The sequence below is a fragment of the Nocardia paucivorans NBRC 100373 genome, assembly GCF_000308675.1.
Classification (GTDB): Bacteria; Actinomycetota; Actinomycetes; order Mycobacteriales; family Mycobacteriaceae; genus Nocardia; species Nocardia paucivorans.
Genome location: NZ_BAGE01000127.1, coordinates 43,246 through 59,728 on the forward strand (window position 1 = coordinate 43,246; position 16,483 = coordinate 59,728).

The 16,483-nt window shown below is 63.9% G+C and carries 15 protein-coding genes; 6 read left to right on the forward strand and 9 right to left on the reverse strand.

Features of this window, described 5'->3' with window-relative positions:
- Positions 1-126 precede the first annotated feature (126 nt).
- From ON32_RS25785 to ON32_RS29780, 4 genes are all read left to right on the forward strand, one after another.
- Positions 127-1,386: a YncE family protein gene (locus ON32_RS25785; protein WP_245551292.1), complete on the forward strand. Its 1,260-nt coding sequence runs from the start codon at positions 127-129 to the stop codon at positions 1,384-1,386.
- 175 nt (positions 1,387-1,561) lie between these two features.
- A complete protein-coding gene (locus tag ON32_RS25790) occupies positions 1,562-2,005 on the forward strand; it encodes a nitroreductase family deazaflavin-dependent oxidoreductase (protein WP_040793676.1) in 444 nt (147 codons plus the stop codon).
- A 757-nt stretch (positions 2,006-2,762) separates the two neighbouring features.
- The gene (locus ON32_RS29775; protein WP_217998120.1) at positions 2,763-6,059 is read left to right on the forward strand and encodes an AAA domain-containing protein; all 3,297 of its coding nucleotides are present in this window, start codon (positions 2,763-2,765) and stop codon (positions 6,057-6,059) included.
- 30 nt (positions 6,060-6,089) lie between these two features.
- Positions 6,090-6,527 carry a TetR-like C-terminal domain-containing protein gene (locus ON32_RS29780; RefSeq protein WP_245551293.1) on the forward strand — a complete coding sequence of 146 codons (438 nt, stop codon included), beginning with the start codon at positions 6,090-6,092 and terminating at the stop codon, positions 6,525-6,527.
- A gap of 225 nt (positions 6,528-6,752) precedes the next feature.
- On the opposite strand, the gene ON32_RS25805 is transcribed toward ON32_RS29780, so the two are convergent.
- The 3 genes from ON32_RS25805 to ON32_RS25815 all read right to left on the reverse strand — a co-directional run bounded on the left by ON32_RS25805 (position 6,753) and on the right by ON32_RS25815 (position 9,300).
- Entirely contained in the window at positions 6,753-7,694 is a 942-nt protein-coding gene (locus ON32_RS25805; protein ID WP_040793628.1) for a hypothetical protein, read from the reverse strand.
- Between the two features lie 244 nt (positions 7,695-7,938).
- Positions 7,939-8,514: a dihydrofolate reductase family protein gene (locus tag ON32_RS25810; protein WP_040793678.1), complete on the reverse strand. Its 576-nt coding sequence runs from the start codon at positions 8,512-8,514 to the stop codon at positions 7,939-7,941.
- 432 nt (positions 8,515-8,946) lie between these two features.
- Positions 8,947-9,300, reverse strand: coding sequence for a RidA family protein (locus ON32_RS25815; RefSeq protein ID WP_051133699.1), 354 nt, complete (start codon positions 9,298-9,300; stop codon positions 8,947-8,949).
- A gap of 176 nt (positions 9,301-9,476) precedes the next feature.
- On the opposite strand from ON32_RS25815, the gene ON32_RS25820 reads away from it, so the two are divergent.
- Positions 9,477-10,451: a helix-turn-helix transcriptional regulator gene (locus ON32_RS25820; RefSeq protein WP_040793629.1), complete on the forward strand. Its 975-nt coding sequence runs from the start codon at positions 9,477-9,479 to the stop codon at positions 10,449-10,451.
- 173 nt (positions 10,452-10,624) lie between these two features.
- Here the strand turns inward: ON32_RS25820 and ON32_RS25825 are convergent, their stop codons facing one another.
- A complete protein-coding gene (locus tag ON32_RS25825) occupies positions 10,625-11,266 on the reverse strand; it encodes a type 1 glutamine amidotransferase family protein (protein WP_040793680.1) in 642 nt (213 codons plus the stop codon).
- A 167-nt stretch (positions 11,267-11,433) separates the two neighbouring features.
- Here ON32_RS25825 and ON32_RS27400 point away from each other — a divergent pair, with 167 nt between their 5' ends.
- Entirely contained in the window at positions 11,434-11,793 is a 360-nt protein-coding gene (locus tag ON32_RS27400; RefSeq protein WP_157224371.1) for a hypothetical protein, read from the forward strand.
- 152 nt (positions 11,794-11,945) lie between these two features.
- Here the strand turns inward: ON32_RS27400 and ON32_RS25835 are convergent, their stop codons facing one another.
- The 5 genes from ON32_RS25835 to ON32_RS25855 form a co-directional block, all read right to left on the reverse strand.
- Positions 11,946-12,884 (reverse strand): DUF6924 domain-containing protein, encoded by a 939-nt coding sequence (locus ON32_RS25835; protein ID WP_040793630.1) that lies wholly within the window; start codon positions 12,882-12,884, stop codon positions 11,946-11,948.
- A gap of 127 nt (positions 12,885-13,011) precedes the next feature.
- On the reverse strand, positions 13,012-13,764 hold the full coding sequence (locus ON32_RS25840) for an SDR family oxidoreductase (protein WP_245551294.1): 753 nt from the start codon (positions 13,762-13,764) through the stop codon (positions 13,012-13,014).
- 51 nt (positions 13,765-13,815) lie between these two features.
- Positions 13,816-14,427, reverse strand: coding sequence for a TetR/AcrR family transcriptional regulator (locus ON32_RS25845; RefSeq protein WP_040793632.1), 612 nt, complete (start codon positions 14,425-14,427; stop codon positions 13,816-13,818).
- A 370-nt stretch (positions 14,428-14,797) separates the two neighbouring features.
- The gene (locus tag ON32_RS25850) at positions 14,798-15,460 is read right to left on the reverse strand and encodes a response regulator (protein ID WP_040793633.1); all 663 of its coding nucleotides are present in this window, start codon (positions 15,458-15,460) and stop codon (positions 14,798-14,800) included.
- Positions 15,457-16,470 (reverse strand): sensor histidine kinase, encoded by a 1,014-nt coding sequence (locus ON32_RS25855; RefSeq protein WP_051133701.1) that lies wholly within the window; start codon positions 16,468-16,470, stop codon positions 15,457-15,459. Before ON32_RS25855 ends, ON32_RS25850 begins: the two co-directional genes overlap by 4 nt.
- Positions 16,471-16,483: the final 13 nt, after the last annotated feature.

Here is a 16,483-nt window from a genome sequence, read left to right on the forward strand (position 1 = left end):
AGATGGTCGAGCCCGCGGCGAACCGATCGCACGCGGTCCCGGTTTCCGGCCGCACTCGAGCGGAACCGGAACCATGGGTCGGCAGAGCCGGCCGGCCGCCGAAACAAGACGGTTAAGGTTACCCGGGTGAGCATTGTGGAGACCGCAACACGCATCCGAATGGACAGCGGCGTCGAGCAATTGGTGTGCCACCCGCGGCTTCCCCTGGTGGTAGGCCTGGACTCCGAGCGGCCGGCGGTTCACATGTGGGATTGCCGGGAACTGCGGCATCTCGGAACCGTAGGTGCCGACTCGGCAGGTTACGGCGCTGCATATGGTTGGGAGCGGGCGCAGCGGAAACCCGTTGTCGCCTGGCACCCCGACGAGCCATTGCTGCTGGTGGCGAGCGAAGGCGACGTGGTGCGTTGGACCCCGACGGGACAGTCCGCGCTGGAAGGTCTTCCGAGCAACGCCGATTACCATTCCCTCGCGTTCGGCCCGGACGGACACACCCTGTGGGCCGCACCCTCCTCCGATGACGAAGAAGACGCGTGGGAGCGTTCCGATGTCATCGACCTCACCTCGGGCGCGCGCGGTATCGGTCCGGCGTGGGACACCGGAATCGCGGTGCATCCGGCCGGCGGTCTGGTGGCCACACTGCACAGCAATCAAGGCGCGACGCTCGTACTCTTCGCGCGCACCGATCGCATGGGCCCGCCGGCAGCAATGCGGGTGCTGCGTCGGGCGTTGATCCTGGACGTCGATGGTTACAAGACCCCGATCTTCAGCGCGGATGGGCGTTATATGGCGATCCGGGGCAATTCGTACGAGCACTCACTGGATGTATTCGAGTTCCCCTCGCTCGAACTCGTTCTGCGGACAACACTGGGGCAGCCCCACTCGGGCCACTCCTACTCGGAAGAGCAGTTCGAATACATGCGCTCGTGGTCGCCGCACAACATCGCGTTCGGGGCCCGGCCCGGGGTGCTGTGGATCGGAACGCCGACCGGGGCCTTGATCGAAGTCGACCTGGACGAGCAACGCTCGGCCGAGCACGAGGGGGTGATCGACTCCCGGGTGACCGCACTGACCGCCACGGCGACAGGAGAGTTGCTCGTCGCCACCTCCGCGGGTGAACTCCTACTCCTGTCGGTGTCTGCCGACCCGGAGAAGACCGGTTCCACGAACGGCGACTCGTTGCGGACCCTGGTCACCGCTTTCGTGGACTCAACTCGCGAGGTACCCGCCGACGCCAACCTCGAGCGGGATCTTCTTCTCACCGATGGAACGCGGACCTGGGATTCGGACGACCTGACGACGGTAACGACCGCAACCTCGACCGATCCGACCTGGCTGCAACTTCGCGCATTCCTCAACCACGCCCGCGATCGGCACGAAGGACAGTAGCCCGACGGCTGTCCGATGGTATCGGGCTCGTCGACGCGGTAGGACCGGTGTGTGAACCGTCGGGCAGGGCGCCGACCGCCGCCCGAAATCGCTACGCTGCCATGGTGAGCCGCATCGGGTGGCTCACCATTCGTTCACGGGTGCGAGCGAGGCGACCGAATCGAAGGAGCATGCGATGGCAGGCGACGGTGTCAAAATCCCAGGCTGGCTGAAACCGATGAACCGGGCGATGGTCGCCGTCAGTCGGATAGGTGTCTCGCTGCCGATGGCATTGCTCACCGTGCCGGGGCGTAAAACGGGTAAGCCCCGGACCACACCGATCACCCCATTCGAATATCAGGGCGTCGAATACGTGCTGGGCGGTATTCCGGGTGCGGATTGGGTGCGGAACGTACAGGCCGCCGCCACCGCGGAACTGAAGATCGGGCGACGTAAGCGGACCGTGCGGCTGGTGGAGGTTCCGGTAGCCGAGAGCGAGCCGGTGTTGCGGGAATTCCCACGTCTCGTTCCCGCCGGTGTGCCGATCATGATCAAGTCCGGTGTCGTGACCAGCGACGACCCCGACGAATTCGCTGCCCTGGCCGGTCGCTGCACACTGTTCCGTATCGAGGACGCCTGACGAAACCGATTAGGGGATAACGGATTCCGGTTCTCGTGTGTGGAATACGCCAAGCGGTTCCGGATCGGCTCATCTCCGAGCCGGTCGACGAACTCACACCGGTCGATGGTGGGTTGAGGTATGGGCGGGAGCTCGGTTCACCGGGACCCAAATATTCTTTGTAGCAGCATATTCTGTGGCAGATGGATGAAATCGCCATCGTCGTACGCGCTCGTGGTCCAGGTGCTCGGCATCCCTTCCATACTCGACGTCGTCGATCCTCTTCAATCCGGCTCACGCCGTCTCGGCCGGACCACTGGCGCGCCGACACGGGCCACGGCTACCGTGTCCGCCGGCACCGGCCACGCTGTCGGCCCATCATCCCGCGTATCGTCCGCCGCGGCATCGATGACCCCGCCCGCCTGGGTTTTCATCGCTAGAAGATCGAACGCACACTCGCCTGGCTCATCGGATACCGGTGCCTGGCCCTCCGCTACGAACGCCACGGGCATGTATTCGCGCTTGCTGCCGCGCTCATCTGCTACAAGCAACTCACCACATGAGACACCCTCTGAGCGGTTCTGGGTGGGGTCGTCTCCGGTATCGGTCGACGGTGGGTTCGGAGGCCCATGGACGGTCGGTTGGCTGATTGAGGTCGAAATATGCTTTGCGACAGCGCATTTGATAGCAGATGGCTAAAATCGCCACGTGTTGGGTATCGGCTTCGGCCAACCGATTGCTGTCGAGTGGGGGATGGATGGGCTGGCGAGAAGAAGTTGTGACCGCACTTCGTTCGTGGCTGGAAATGGAGGGGGGAGGTGCCGAGGGACCTACCTGGCGGCGGATCGGCAGCGCGGTGCGGGGTGGGCAACCGGGCATGTTCGAGGTGGATGTCCGCGGGTCGATGCTCAGTGCCGACCAGCTACAGGCGGAAAGTTTGCGGCTCGCCGAGTCGGATCGGGAGAAAGTCGATGATGGACACCCGGTGATGGAGGTGTCACATGATGGGGCACGGCTGCGGGTGCGAGTAGCGGAGTTCGCCGATCTGGGTGATCCGACATTGTGGTTGTACCAGCAACCGGCCACATTTCTGATCGACTCGCTCATCAAGGGAATATCCGGCATCACGGATGAGCGGCTGGCAGGTGTGCTTGCGCGTGGAGAACTCCGCGGCGAGCTCGCGGGGACCGGCCTGCCTTCCGACCTGTTACTTCCGAGTCAGGACTTGGCGTATCGCGCCTGCCGGGGGAGTGGGCTGTGGATGGTATGGGGGCCGCCGGGAACCGGAAAGACCTCGGTGCTCACCCGGGCGATTGTCGACATGATCGCAGACGGAAAGCGGGTGTTGCTGGTGTCGGCGACGAATATCGCTGTCGACAATGTGCTGGTGAAGGTGGCTCCGCAGATCGCGACCGAGCCGGGCGTCGTCGTTCGGGTGGGTACTCCGCATTTGTCAGAAGTCGCGGACAACGCCGATATCTGTCTGCCGCTCATGGTGCGGCAGCGTCTCGATGACCTCGATCGCCGCCGGAATTCGGTCGGGGCGGAACTCGCGACCATCGGCAAGCGGACCGGGCGGTTGAACGAGCTGACCACGGCGCTGACGGGCTTCGACGTGGTGAAGTTCGCTCGGGCGGAGCGGCGGCTGGCCGACCCGGCGCTCACCATCGAGGCATTGTCCGATCAACGCACCACTGCGATCGTGAAACGAGACGATGTCGAGGCGGCATGTACTCGCGCGGCCAGCCGGGTCGCGGAGACCGAGCAGCACTATCGCGACTGCGCCGAGGATCGTGAACGATGGTCGGCCATCGATGCGCTCATGTTCGAGCTTCGGACGATCGAAGCAGAGGCGACCAAATGGGAAGCGGAGGTGCAGTTGTGTATTCGGGCCGTCGCGGATGCGGAACGAATACTCGACGACCTCGACCGGCGTCCGCGATGGGAACGAATCACCGAGCCCGGTAGGAAGAGGCAAGCGCGAGCGGAACGGGATCTGCTGAAGGCCCGATGGGCTGCTACCGTCCGGGATCGTGATGTCGCGATACCAGTATTGCAACGACGGATCCACGATCTGCAGGAGGACATAGCTCGGCGCAGACGGCAGATCACCCTCGAGCGTGCCGATATCGCCCGAATAACCGAGGAGCGCCGAACCGCGGCTGCGGAATATCGCGATCGACGGGACGAACTGGAGCGGTACGAGGCCGAGATCGCCCGACTCGACAACGAGTTGGAGCGTACGAAGGAAGCGGTGGAGGAAGTACGCTCCGCCCGAAGGAAACAACTTCCGCTCTTGCACGCCGAGGCCGAGGCGCTGCGGGCAAGTGGTGCCGATGATCACATCCGTGAACCGACGCTGCGTAAGCAGTACCAGCAGTTGCAGGAACAATACGAGGCATTGGCGCGGGATGCCCAGGGAGAGATCATCCGTGGAGCCCGACTGGTCGCGATCACGCTCGCGAAATTCCGAACGACTCCCACTGCTATGGCGGGAACCTACGATGTAGTTCTTGTCGACGAGGTCGGCACGGCGTCGTTGCCCGAAGTTCTGCTCGCGGTGGCGGCCGCTCAGCACACAGCTGTTCTGCTCGGAGATTTCCTACAGCTCGGACCTGTCGTTCCGCAGGTCCTGAAGGGAAGTAGACGACCGGACGTGCAGCGGTGGCTGCTCACCGAGGTATTCGCTCATTGTGGAATCGATTCACCCCGGTCCGCACAGGCGCATCCGGGATGTGTTTGCCTCGATGTCCAACATCGATTCGGCCTGGATGTCATGCACTTGGCCAATTCCATCGCTTACGACGGAATCCTGAGAGCAGGACCTACGATCCGACATCGGGCACAGACTGTCGAAGCAGGTGATGCCGAAATCGTGCTCGTCGATACGGATGGGTTGAGCGATCTCGCCCAAATCTATCGAACGGGTCGAGCCAAGGGGTGGTGGCCTGCCGGGATACTGCTGTCACGGGCGATTGCCGAACTCCATCAACAGGAGAACTCCACGGTCGGTGTCGTCACACCGTATGCGCTCCAGGCCGAGGCGACGCTGGAAGGTATGCGGCAGATCGAGTCCGGGGATACGATGCTCGCGGAAGTTGGCACCGCGCACCGCTTCCAAGGCCGCGAATTCGATATCGTAATTTTCGACCTCGTCGAATCCGCCGATTGTCCTGGAATGTGGATGGCGAAGGCGAGCCGCACTCCCGATGCGAACGAGTTCATGCGAAGCGGGCTGCGGTTGTTCAATGTGGCGATCACCCGGGTGCGGCATCGCATATATGTCCTCGGTAGTCGACGGCAGGTCGAGGCAGCCGCTACACACACGGCGTTGGGCGCGTTGCACACGATGCTCGTTGCCAAGCGGGTCCGCACACTCGCCGCGACCGAGCTCGTTGCACCACTTGCCTCCACCAAACCGCTGGGGCCGGTCGGAAGCCGGGTGGCCGAGATTCTCGCGAAACATGTGCAGGTCAGTGATATCCAGGACGAGGTCCAGTTCTACAAGACTTTCGCCGACCGGCTGCGGCAGGCGCAGAACTCGATCTGGTTGTGGGCGCCGTGGGTGGCGAATCGGCTGCGTTCATTGTTGCCGGTGCTCGACGAAGCCGCCCGACGCGGTGTACGGATCGTCGTGTTCATTCGCGACCCGACCGACGAGCTGCAACAACGTTCCCAGGATTTGATCGATGAGCTTTCTGCAGTGGTGGATACGGTGGTCTGTGTCAACGTCATGCATCAGAAGATCGTCGTCATCGATGAGCAGATGGTCATAATCGGCAGCCTGAACCCGTTGTCGCAGAGCAATACTCGCGAAATCATGGTCACGATGCACGGAACGCATTTCGCCAAGAAGATTCTCGACGGTCAACATGCCGAAATATTTGCCCGTCCGCCTACCTGCGCCGGATGCGGACTTCGGGAGGTCGATCTCAAGAGACGTAAGGACGAGACCTGGTACTGGCGGTGTCGGAACCGGACGTGCCCGGCACGAAAAGGGAATCGGGCATGGACCCAAAATATCGACCTGAATGCTGTTCCGCGGGGTTCGAACCGGGGTGTTGTTCGTCGTTGATGGCGTGATCTGGGTGGCCTGATCGCGGATGTGTTCGCCGCCGCCACCGATCTGGATTGGCATCCGCCCGACACCGGTTCCCTGCACGGTGACCTCACGGAGTTGAACCGCGAGATACAGGATTCGCTCACCGAGGAACCGTCGATCGCGCTGGCGCTGATCGCGGTGTCCTTCCGTTCGAAGGACGCGGCGCGAGCCCTGCGACAACTGTGGGAGGACCGCTATACGCAGTGCGAGATCGTCGCGGAGCGTGCGATCGAGCGCGGTGAGATTCCGGCCGGAACCGATCCGCGCGCGCTGCTTGTCGCGGCCACGGCGCCGGTGTATCACCGGTTGGTGCTGTTGCGCGCTCCGGCCGATGCCGGTTTTCCGGAGCGTGCGGCCGGGGCAGCGGTGTCGGCCGCACGAGCCGGTGCTTTCGAATCGCCGGTGGCGGAAGCCGATACCGTGGAAACATCCAGTGGATAGAAGGCTTACGAGATCGGCTCGAGTTCCCGTTGGCTGCCGTCCTCGTGGCCGGCTTATCCGCCGGGAGTGGTTCTGCGGCCGACCATCAGGGTGCCACTGTAGATGGTGCCGGATCGCCATCGGCGGGCAATGGTGCGATATGTGCACGGCCGAACGCTGTTGTTCTCACGCCCGATCGGTTCTCGGGCGAACCGTCGCCGGCCCCGATGGCCTATGCCTTGCACGTCAATCCCTTTTTCGCCATTCCGATTCGGCCGTGTCCAGCAACAGCTTGTGTAGTACCTGCGCGGGCTCACTGGCCTGGGCGCCGTTCATTTCGACGTCGAAGAACGATTCGGCCAGGGCTTCCACCGGATTCAGGCTTCCATCGTCGTGGAAGCCGTATCCGCTCAGTTGGTCCCGCCACTGCTCGTATGTCATACCATCATTCCGATGACCGTATTTCCGGCTGTAATAATCTTTCAGGGTTTCCTCGGCTTTGTCGAGGGCCTTGGATTTTCCGGAATCGGACAGTGCGTGACCGAATTCGTGGATCGCCGCGTAATATGCAGGCCGTTCATCCGCCCCTGGAGGGAAATGTTTTTTCTCTACGGATCTGCGCGCCCTCTCGGCCAGTAGATTCGGATCCTTGGCGTATTTCTCGCTGAATGCTATCGCGGTGCCGTATCGTGGCGGATGGTCCACCAGCGACTTGCTCTCCCAGGACTCTGCAAAACTTCTGGCGCCTTTTTTCAGGCGATCGATCCGCACCGCTACGATGCTGGTTTTCGGATACTTGGTGAGCATATCGTCGATGCCCGTGACGAACTCGCGAACCGTGTGCGTATCGAACCCCGGTGTACCGAAACCGAACACATCGAGATTGTGTCGTTCGGCCAGATCTTCCCCGATCCGACTATTGACCCTGGGGTCGGAGACCACGCGTCGAGAGAGCTCGGATCTCGATCCGGACCCACCATCTCGATGAGCTGTCTTCGGCCCCTGGCCGGAGACGATATCTCCTGCGGTTCGGTTTTTCTCGGCAATTTCATCGGTGAATCGGCGCATGCCGTTGGGGAGGATTGAAATCGAGGATGAATCGTGTTGTGCGTACTTGCCCAATGATCGGACCAGGCGTAAGGCGCCGTCGCGAACCAATAGCGCGAGCTCCATCGCCTTGTTGGGCATCGAACCTCCACAACATCCGACGATCCTATCGATCGAACCGGATGGTCCAGCGCCATATGAGAGACCGGCGTGCGCCGAGTTCGGGCGACGTTACCACCGGGGGTGCATCACTTGTAGCCCTGTGATTGTCCGAAGGTGGGTGTTCTCGACGGTCGAGTGTGATCGGCAGGTGGCGGTTTCGGGATCTGCGCGGAACCGCCACCGTGCCGATTCGAGAGGGGACTCAGGACATCGGCCGGATGCGTCAGTGGACGACGTCGTAGACCAGTTTCTGGATTCCGTTGCCGTAGGACTCGCTCTCGACGAGTCGAAGGTTCTGCTTGTCCTTGTCGGTATCGCTGAACAGCCGCTTACCGGCGCCGAGCAGGACCGGGAAGACGAGCAGGTGGTATCGGTCGATCAGGCCCGCATCGGACAGGCCGCGGTTCAAGGTGGCGCTGCCGTGGATGATGATCGGCCCGGTCTGGGTCTCCTTGAGCGTGGCGATATCGTCCAGTGAACGGAGGATATTGACCTCACCCCAGTTGGAGACCAGATCCTGCTCCTGCAGTGTGGTCGACACCACGTATTTCGGCATCGCGTTGTAGTCGGGGAATTCTTCGGTCATCTTCGGCCACACCGGCGCGAACGCCTCGTAGCTGACTCTGCCCAACAGCATGGCCTCGGCCTCTTTCTGCTCGCGGCCCTTGATCTCGTAGGCGGCCGCGTCGAACTCGATATCGGTGAAGGTCCAGCCCGAGTTGCGGTAGCCGGGCTCCCCTCCGGGAGCCTCGACGACACCGTCGAGCGAGATGAACGCAGTCGAGATCAGGATGGACATCGGTTCTACTCCTTCGTGGTATAGGGCGCTGTAGTCGCATGCGCCGATGGGAACCACCACATGCGATATCGCGTGTCGAGGAAGTAGACGGTTATCGGTCGCGAAAATCATCGGTTACCCACCCGAGAGTTCCGGCCGTGCCGCGGGGCCGGTTGAGGGGCAGCCCGAGGAGTATCGGAGACGACCGGGGAGATGGTGGGACCGGCCTGTCGGAGTTCCGCTTGTGCGATACCACCGGCGGGAGCCGGCCACGGCCGGAGACGGTCAGGGGCGGAAGTGCGGTCGGCGGTTCGCCGAGCCTACCGAGTGGATCAGGTCGATGCGATCATCTGCCGGAATATGGTCGGCTCGAAGACAATGCGGGGGCGGGTATGGGAGGTTGGGTGCGTCCTCGCCGCCTCCGAACGTTCTGTCGGAGGCGGCGAGTGGACATCACTGCACGGCGGTGCCTTCGAGTTCGACCATCAGGGTGGGGGTCGCCAGTCGGGTGACCCCGAGCATCGTGGTGGCCGGTGCCGACTCGGAAGCGCCCAGCCGCGACGCCAGCACGTCGTAGTGCTGAAGGAGCAAGTCGACATCGGTGGTGTAGACATTGAGCCGGACGAGATTCGCCGGCGACATTCCGGCTTTTTCGAGCACGGCCTCCAGATTGTCGAGGCTCAGCGCCAACTGTGCCGCCATATCACCGGCATGTTGGGGTTCGCCGGCGTCGTTCGTCGCGGTCTGCCCGGAGCAGTACAGGGTGCGGGTGTGTCCGGAGACGAGTTCTCCCTGGTTGAATCCCATTCCCAACGACCACGTCACCGGGTTGATCGCCGTTCGTTCCGCTACCACATCAGCTCCATTCGGTTCGTTGAAATGCGTACGCCTATCGGCCAGGTGGCCGCTGTCCTCGACGTCGCGGTGGTAAGCCTCCCAACGAAACACGACATCTCATGTCGTGTATTCGGTAGAGTTTTCGTATGCGCGCCGACCGGTTGGTGTCGCTGGTGTTGTTGTTGCGCCGGCGTGGTCGGATGACCGCGGCCGAGCTGGCCGAGCGGCTGGAAGTATCCACCCGTACCGTATTGCGCGATATCGAAGCGCTGTCCGCGGCCGGCGTCCCGGTCTATGCCGAACGCGGCCGACGCGGTGGTTTCGCATTGTTACCCGGGTTTCGGACCGAGCTCACCGGGCTGAACCACGATGAGGCGCTTGCCCTGCTGATCGCCGGATCGCGGCGCGGTGCGCAGGCCTTCGGCCTCGGTTCGGCACTTGCCTCGGCAATGCTCAAAGTGGTCGATGCTCTCCCCGAGAGCTATCGGGCCACCGCGGTCGACGGGGCCGAACGATTGCTCATCGACCCGGAGACCGATCTATTGGCGCGTCGGCTGGTCGCCGAGGAGGTGTCCGGCGACATATTGGCCGAGGTCCGGCGTGCGGTATTCGCCGGACACAGGTTGCGTATCCACTATGCGGCCGTCGGCCAGAGCCCGAAGTGGCGCACCGTGGACCCGATCGGCCTGGTCATTGCGCGCGACCGGGGCTATCTGCTGGCCAGGAGGTCCGGAGCGGATCGCACCTATCGACTGTCGCGGGTGTTGGCCGCGAAGGAACTCCCGGAGCCGGCCCGGCGACCGGATCGGGTCGACCTGGAGCGGATGTGGCAGGAACGCAGCGCCCGGTTTCGGACCGGCGGGGACCAGGTCACCGTATCGGTGCGGGTGGATCCGGCGCGACGGGAAGAGTTGGTGGGCACCGCGTTGGCCGTCCGCGCCGAGGAACCCGATGCGGATGGGCAACTGCGGTTGGAAGTCACCTTCCAGGATTCACGACATGCCGAATGGGCGTTGTGGCAGCTCACCACGGATGCGGAGGTCCTGGAGCCGCTGTCGTTGCGCGCAACTCTGCGCGATCGTGCCGCCGCGATTGTCGCCCGTTATGCGGAGCCTTCTTGAAAGTCGTTCCTCGCGGCCCGCTCCGAGCGCCTGACATCAGGCGGCGATGAGTCCTGCCGGGGTGGCCGGCTTCTCGGCGATGGCGAGGAACCGGCCGTTGCGGTGAAAGGATGTGATGGCGGCGGTGCCGAAGAATTCCTGCTCGTCGCCGGAGGTGATCCTCCCGGTGCGGGTCAGGGACGGTCGGCGGTCTGTTGGGCCTCGTATTCGGCCAGGACGGCGTAACCGGCGGGATCGCCGAAGGCGAAGAGGCGATACCAGCCGTCGAGCACGTGGGGTTCGTAGATATCGAGAGCGCCCAGCACTTCTCGGGCGAATTCGAAGGGAGCCGTCGAGTTGGCGGTGATCACGCCGGCGTCGGTGACCGCGGGTTCGTCGAGATAGTGTTCGGTTCCGGCGTACCCGGAGGCGATGAGGTATTCGGCCATATTGCTGGTGTGCTTGCGGTTGTCGAGCAGTCCTTGGCGGGCCAGGCCGAAGGTCGCGCCGCAGATCGCGGCGACCGGGACACCGGCGTCGACGAACTCCTGGGCCTTCTGCGCGAACGCGGTCAGCTTGTCGGTTTCCCATCCCTCGGCGCCGGGCAGGATCAGCATGGCGCTGTCGGCGGGGGCGAGATCGGCCAATGCCATATCCGGCACGATCCGCATACCGCCCATGGTGGTGATCGGTTGTGTGCTCGGGCCGACCGTGCGTATCACGTATCGGCCCGGTTCCTTGTGGCAGGCTCCATTGCTGATGTGTGCGGTGGCCGCGCCCACCTCCCAGTCGGCGAGGGTGTCGTATACGGCGACATGAACCGAACGTGCTTCCATGACAGCATCCTGATCGGCCGACAACATACTGTCGACCGATTTGATGTGCAATGTGGACGAAAATGAACGAGTGACGACCGAGCTTTCGATCTTTTCCGATTACCACCAGATTTACCACCAGATCGAACTCGTGGATGGCGACCCGGAGAAGATCGTCGCGTGGGACCATGCGCATTGGGTGGGACGACCACATGGCGATCGCGGAGAACGCCGCCGCCATCATGACCGGCGTGAACGCCCGCGTGCATATCACGGTGGAGGTTGGCCGTGCCGCTCCGATCGACGACAGTCATGCTTTCGACACCGTGTTCGAGTTCGGTTTGCGGGTCGATTCCGGCAGGTTGACGGTGACCTCGCCGATGTCGTGGCCGGGGGAGCAGGTGCCCGTCCCCGAGGATGGCTGCGTATCCGGGCGTCCCTGTCGGCATCGCCTTGCGATTACGACGACTCCGCATCGGACGACCCGGAAAGTTGGCGACGTATCCGACTCCAGTGCCGGCCGGGTGATCGCGCCGACCCCGGCTTGATCAAGGGCTGGTCGGGTGATCGCGCCGACCCCGGCTTGATCAAGGGCTGGTCGGGAGCCGTTTTCATAGTCCCGGCAGGGTAGCGGACGGGTGAGTATCGGCCGGTCGAGCCTACTCACGCGCCGGTCGAGAACAACTGCTCGGCATGACTTTCAGTCTTCCTCCCACCACGGCCTGGTGTCCGTGACGGCGACGAACTCGTGGAAGTCCATATTGCCGAGCTCCAGGTTGCACGCCATCGACCCGACCATGCGGCAGGGCAGGACGGTGGACTGCCCCGGGGTGTCGTGCAGGTCGACAACGGTCAGCGGCCGGTCGGGCTCGGTGAAGGTGCGAGCGTCGGCGAGCACGACCAAACGCTCCTCGCGCGGCGAGACCAGCGCGGGAACCTGACCCGGCAGCAGGCCCGCGTAGGCCGGGTCATCGACGACCGATGCCGTCAACGGGAATTCGTCCACATCGATATCGTCCAGGTCCAGGTCTGCGCCCACCCATCCGTTCTCGTCGACCCCGCCCAGTTCGTCGAGCAGGGCATACCAGCCTTGATCGTCGTCGAAGACGGTACGGATCAGCAGTACGGCCCCGTCGGCCGGTAGTGCCGGGAAGACGCGAGGGGTTGCCGGCGGTGTGGGGTAGGCCGGTTGGCCCGCGTCGCCCTGATACACGCCGCACGCGTCCATCTCGCGCACCAGCCGATCGAATGTGAGCGCGCCGCCGAGCAGTTCGGCCAGGATCTCGCCGAGTCGGGTCGACGGGACCCGTACACCGCGCCCCGGCACCACCGCCAGATCCACCAGTAACGGCCCGCTCCCGCCGTACACCACCGGAATATCGGCCAGGACCACAACCGGCGGTATCGGACCGTCGTCCGGGACGAGCGCCGGAAAGTTCCCACCGTGCAGGTAATTCCACTCGAGATTCTCGACCGGCCGCAGCCGCACCGCACCGTCTTCGAGGACGAACGCATCACCGTCCCGACGGCCGGCGAGCTCGTCGAGCAGCCCACCCCACAGTGCCGCGCCGTCCTCGTAGCATGTGCCGACCAACAGCACCTCCCCGGCCGCGGGACGGGGAAGTCCGGGAAAGGACATGATTCTCCTTCGAAAGACCGCTGTGGTCGCCCTGTCGTAATCGGTCCGGCCACTGCCCATCACAGCACATCCGGTCGGGCCGGGGGTGTCGAAGATGCGGTCACTCGTGCCCGTGTGCCGTTGGCGGTCACCGCCAGTGGAGGTCACCGAGCAATGTCGTTTCCGCGCCTCCGTCGGCGAAGATGATCTGACCGGTCACGAATCGGTTGTCCGCGCCGGCAAGCCAACAGAGGAGCTCGGCGACCCATTCCGGTCGGCCGGGAAAGCCACCGAACGGTTGTGGCGCCGCGGTTTCCATGGCGGCGCGGGTGTCGTCGTTCGTGAGGATCCACGCGGCCGCGGGGGTGTCGACGACACCGGGCGCGACAGCGTTCAGGGCGATACCGGCCCCCGCCCACGAGGGGGTCGGAGCGACTCTGCGCACCCAGCGATTCAGCGCGCGTTTGGCGATACCGTAAGCGCCCGCAGTGCCGTCGATGGTCGGGTTCTCGTCGATATAGGCGACGGCGGTGGCCTCGTCGCCGTCGAGGCATGCCTGCACCACGCGCTCGTCCGCGGGCGCCAGCGACGAGGTCGACGAGACGACCACCGCTCGGGGCGCCGTGCTTTGTGCCAATAGTGGCCGTAGTCCCTCGAGTGTCGCGACGGCCCCGAAGTAGTTCGTTTCGAGGAGACCGGTTCTGCCGCCCCCGGCGACGGCGAGTACCGCATCGATGGGTCCACGCTCGCTCACCTGGTCGATCAATGCCTGCCGTCCCGCAGTGGTGGACAGGTCGGCCACGATATCGGCGTCGATCAGGTCGCAACCGATGACCTCGGCGCCGCGCTCGCGCAGCATTGTCGTGGTCTCGGCACCGATACCCGATGCGGAGCCGGTCACGACATACCTCCGGCCGGCGGTACCCGTATGTGTCATCGACAGTCCTTTCGTCTACCGGTCGGCGACGTCTTCCCGTCGCGGATGTGCACTCGTGGCGCGGTCGAAGAGTTCGACCAGTTCGTTTCCGCAGCGATCGGGATCGGCCCCGGCGGAAAGGAGCGGGACCACACTGTCGATGGCAGCGCGTAGCGCCGCCGCCATGACCTGCGGATCGAACGGACGGAAGGCCCCAGTGTCCTGACCTTCCGTGAACAAGCGGGCCAACCGGTTCACCGCTTCGATGTGGTGCCGCTCCCAGACGCCGTGACCGCCGTTGAGCAGGATTTGCTGGAGCGCTCGCACCTGCGGCAGGTGCTCGGCGATGAACGCCACATTCGCCCGGATGGCGGTGGCGAGCACTTCCCGCGCGCCGGTTGCGGTCGCCAGCGCGGTCCGCATATGGGCGTCGGCGTCGGCAACGATCTGGTCGGCGATGGCCGCGAACAGCTCGTCCTTGCCGGAGAAGTGATAGGTGATCAGCCGTTTGCTACTGAGGCCGGCCCTACTGCGAATGGCCTCGAAGGTGGTGGCCTGGTAGCCGAGCTCGTCCAGTAGGGCCACCGCGGTTCGGGTGATCTGTTGTCTGCGGGCTTCGGTCGCCGCCCGATGGGGGGTCACGACCACCGGGTCTCCCTACCGGATTCGACGTGGTCGAGGGGGTGGTCGTCCGATGGCGCGACGAAACGGGAGGATTTGTTATCCATGCGGATAACATTATCCACATGGATAATGTTCGACAAGGCCGTGAGCTGTCGCGGTCTCGGGTTGTATTCGTTCTCGGTGCTCCTCCGCTTCCGAAGCTCGGGAGGCCGGGGTGGATTCGTCGCTCGGACCGGATCGAAGGACGAGATGGGCCGGTTGTCGTCGACCTTCGACAGCAGGACACGCGCACTGCCGGCGGGTGCTTCTCATGGCCGCCTCGCCGCATCGGTGGGTCGAGTGGACGGTGCGCGGCGCGTGGTCGGACCTGTGACGTGCGGGGCGCGGGAAACGATCAGGGTTCGATCAGGCCGACCCGAATGGCGTAGCGGGTCAGTGCCAGCCGATCGCGCAAACCCAGTTTCTGCAGGATATTGGCGCGATGTCGGTCGACGGTCTTGACGCTGATGTACAAGGTATCGGCGATATCCCGCGCGGAGTATCCCTCGGCGATGAGTTTGAGTACCTCTTCCTCGCGGGGGGTGAGAATACTGTCCGGGGGTGCGTCACCGGACTGGGCGCGGTGCAACCATTCCCGGATCAACGAGGTCACCGCGCCCGGGTAGAGAAACGGCTCTCCTCGCAATGTTGCTCGGCACGCCTCGAGCAGATCCCGGTCGGCCACGGATTTGAGCACATAACCGGAAGCGCCGGCCTTGAGGGATTCGAAGAAATACTGCTCGTTGTCGTACATCGACAACATCAGCACCCGAACCTCGGGATGCTCCCGATTGATCTCCCGGGCCGCCTGGATACCCGTCATCCGTGGCATGGCGATATCCATTACCACCAGATCGACCGGTATCTCGGTCACCTGCCGAACGGCGTCGTAACCGTTGGCGGCCTCGGCGACCACGGTGAGATCGGGTTCGGCGTCGATGATCATCCGCAGTCCCGCGCGGACCAGCGTGTGATCATCGGCCAACAGAATACGAGCGGGCGATGCCGGACTGGTCATGGTCGGCTCCGTTGATCTTCTCGCGGTACGGTCAATTCCACGACGGTGCCGCGGCCGGGTGGTGAGTCGATGGTGAGGACGGCGTCGATGAGCAGCGCCCGTTCCCGCATCCCGCGGATACCGGCCCCATCGGTGACGACACCACCGCAGCCGTCGTCACTCACCCGCAGGACGAGTCGGTTTTCCCCGAAGCGCAGCAGCAACCGGGCATGGTGGGCGTGGGCATGGCGGACGACATTGGTCAGCGCCTCCTGGGCGACGCGATAACAGACCAGCTCGATATTCGGCGCCAAGCGGGGCAGGGTGCGGTCGATATCGCGGGTGATCTCGAGGCCGCCGGTGGCGGAGAACTCGCTGCACAGCTCGCTCAGGGCGCTGGGCAGTCCGAGGTCGTCGAGGATATCGGGTCGTAGCCGGCGCGCGATACCGCGAACTTCGTCCATACAGGCCCGTACGGTCTCCTGCGCATTGCACAGATCGTCGATCGCCTCGGCGGGAGCCTTGTCGAGGGCACGTTTCATCGACAGCAGTGCCACGGTGAGGCTTTGGCCGATCTCGTCGTGCAACTCCCGGGCGATACGCCGGCGTTCGCTTTCCTGAGCGGCCAGCGCCGAGGCGCTGGCGGTGGTCCGCTCGGACTCGAGCCGATCGACCATGGCGTTGAAGGTATCGATCAGATGAGCCATATCCCCTTGAACGGGACTGGCCAGACGTCCGTTGCGCCGCAGCAGATCCACCCGCTGCATCGAGGAGATCAGCGCCCCCAACGGAGCCAGACTCGAGCGCAGCAGCAGCGCGTTCGCGGTCAGGATCACCGCCAAACCGATCACCAACACCGGGATTTCGGCAGTTCGCACCCGGGCGGAAACCGTTGCCGGAGAAAGCGCCAACACCAGTGTTCCGAGAGTGAACACCAACCCGTTTATCAGAAAAATCCGCCGGAACAACATATCGGCCGGTGTTCGGGTATGCCATCCGAGGAGCCCGCCACTGTTCGCGGAACGGTCCATCCTGACAGTCTGG

What these genes read in the sequence shown, in the direction of transcription:
- ON32_RS25790 (WP_040793676.1), top strand. Translation starts at nt 1,562, where the DNA reads ATGGCAGGCGACGGTGTCAAAATCCCAGGCTGGCTGAAACCGATGAAC.
- ON32_RS25805 (WP_040793628.1), bottom strand. Translation starts at nt 7,694, where the DNA reads ATGCCCAACAAGGCGATGGAGCTCGCGCTATTGGTTCGCGACGGCGCC.
- ON32_RS25810 (WP_040793678.1), bottom strand. Translation starts at nt 8,514, where the DNA reads ATGTCCATCCTGATCTCGACTGCGTTCATCTCGCTCGACGGTGTCGTC.
- ON32_RS25815 (WP_051133699.1), bottom strand. Translation starts at nt 9,300, where the DNA reads ATGGGATTCAACCAGGGAGAACTCGTCTCCGGACACACCCGCACCCTG.
- ON32_RS25820 (WP_040793629.1), top strand. Translation starts at nt 9,477, where the DNA reads ATGCGCGCCGACCGGTTGGTGTCGCTGGTGTTGTTGTTGCGCCGGCGT.
- ON32_RS25825 (WP_040793680.1), bottom strand. Translation starts at nt 11,266, where the DNA reads ATGGAAGCACGTTCGGTTCATGTCGCCGTATACGACACCCTCGCCGAC.
- ON32_RS27400 (WP_157224371.1), top strand. Translation starts at nt 11,434, where the DNA reads ATGCGCATTGGGTGGGACGACCACATGGCGATCGCGGAGAACGCCGCC.
- ON32_RS25835 (WP_040793630.1), bottom strand. Translation starts at nt 12,884, where the DNA reads ATGTCCTTTCCCGGACTTCCCCGTCCCGCGGCCGGGGAGGTGCTGTTG.
- ON32_RS25850 (WP_040793633.1), bottom strand. Translation starts at nt 15,460, where the DNA reads ATGACCAGTCCGGCATCGCCCGCTCGTATTCTGTTGGCCGATGATCAC.
- ON32_RS25855 (WP_051133701.1), bottom strand. Translation starts at nt 16,470, where the DNA reads ATGGACCGTTCCGCGAACAGTGGCGGGCTCCTCGGATGGCATACCCGA.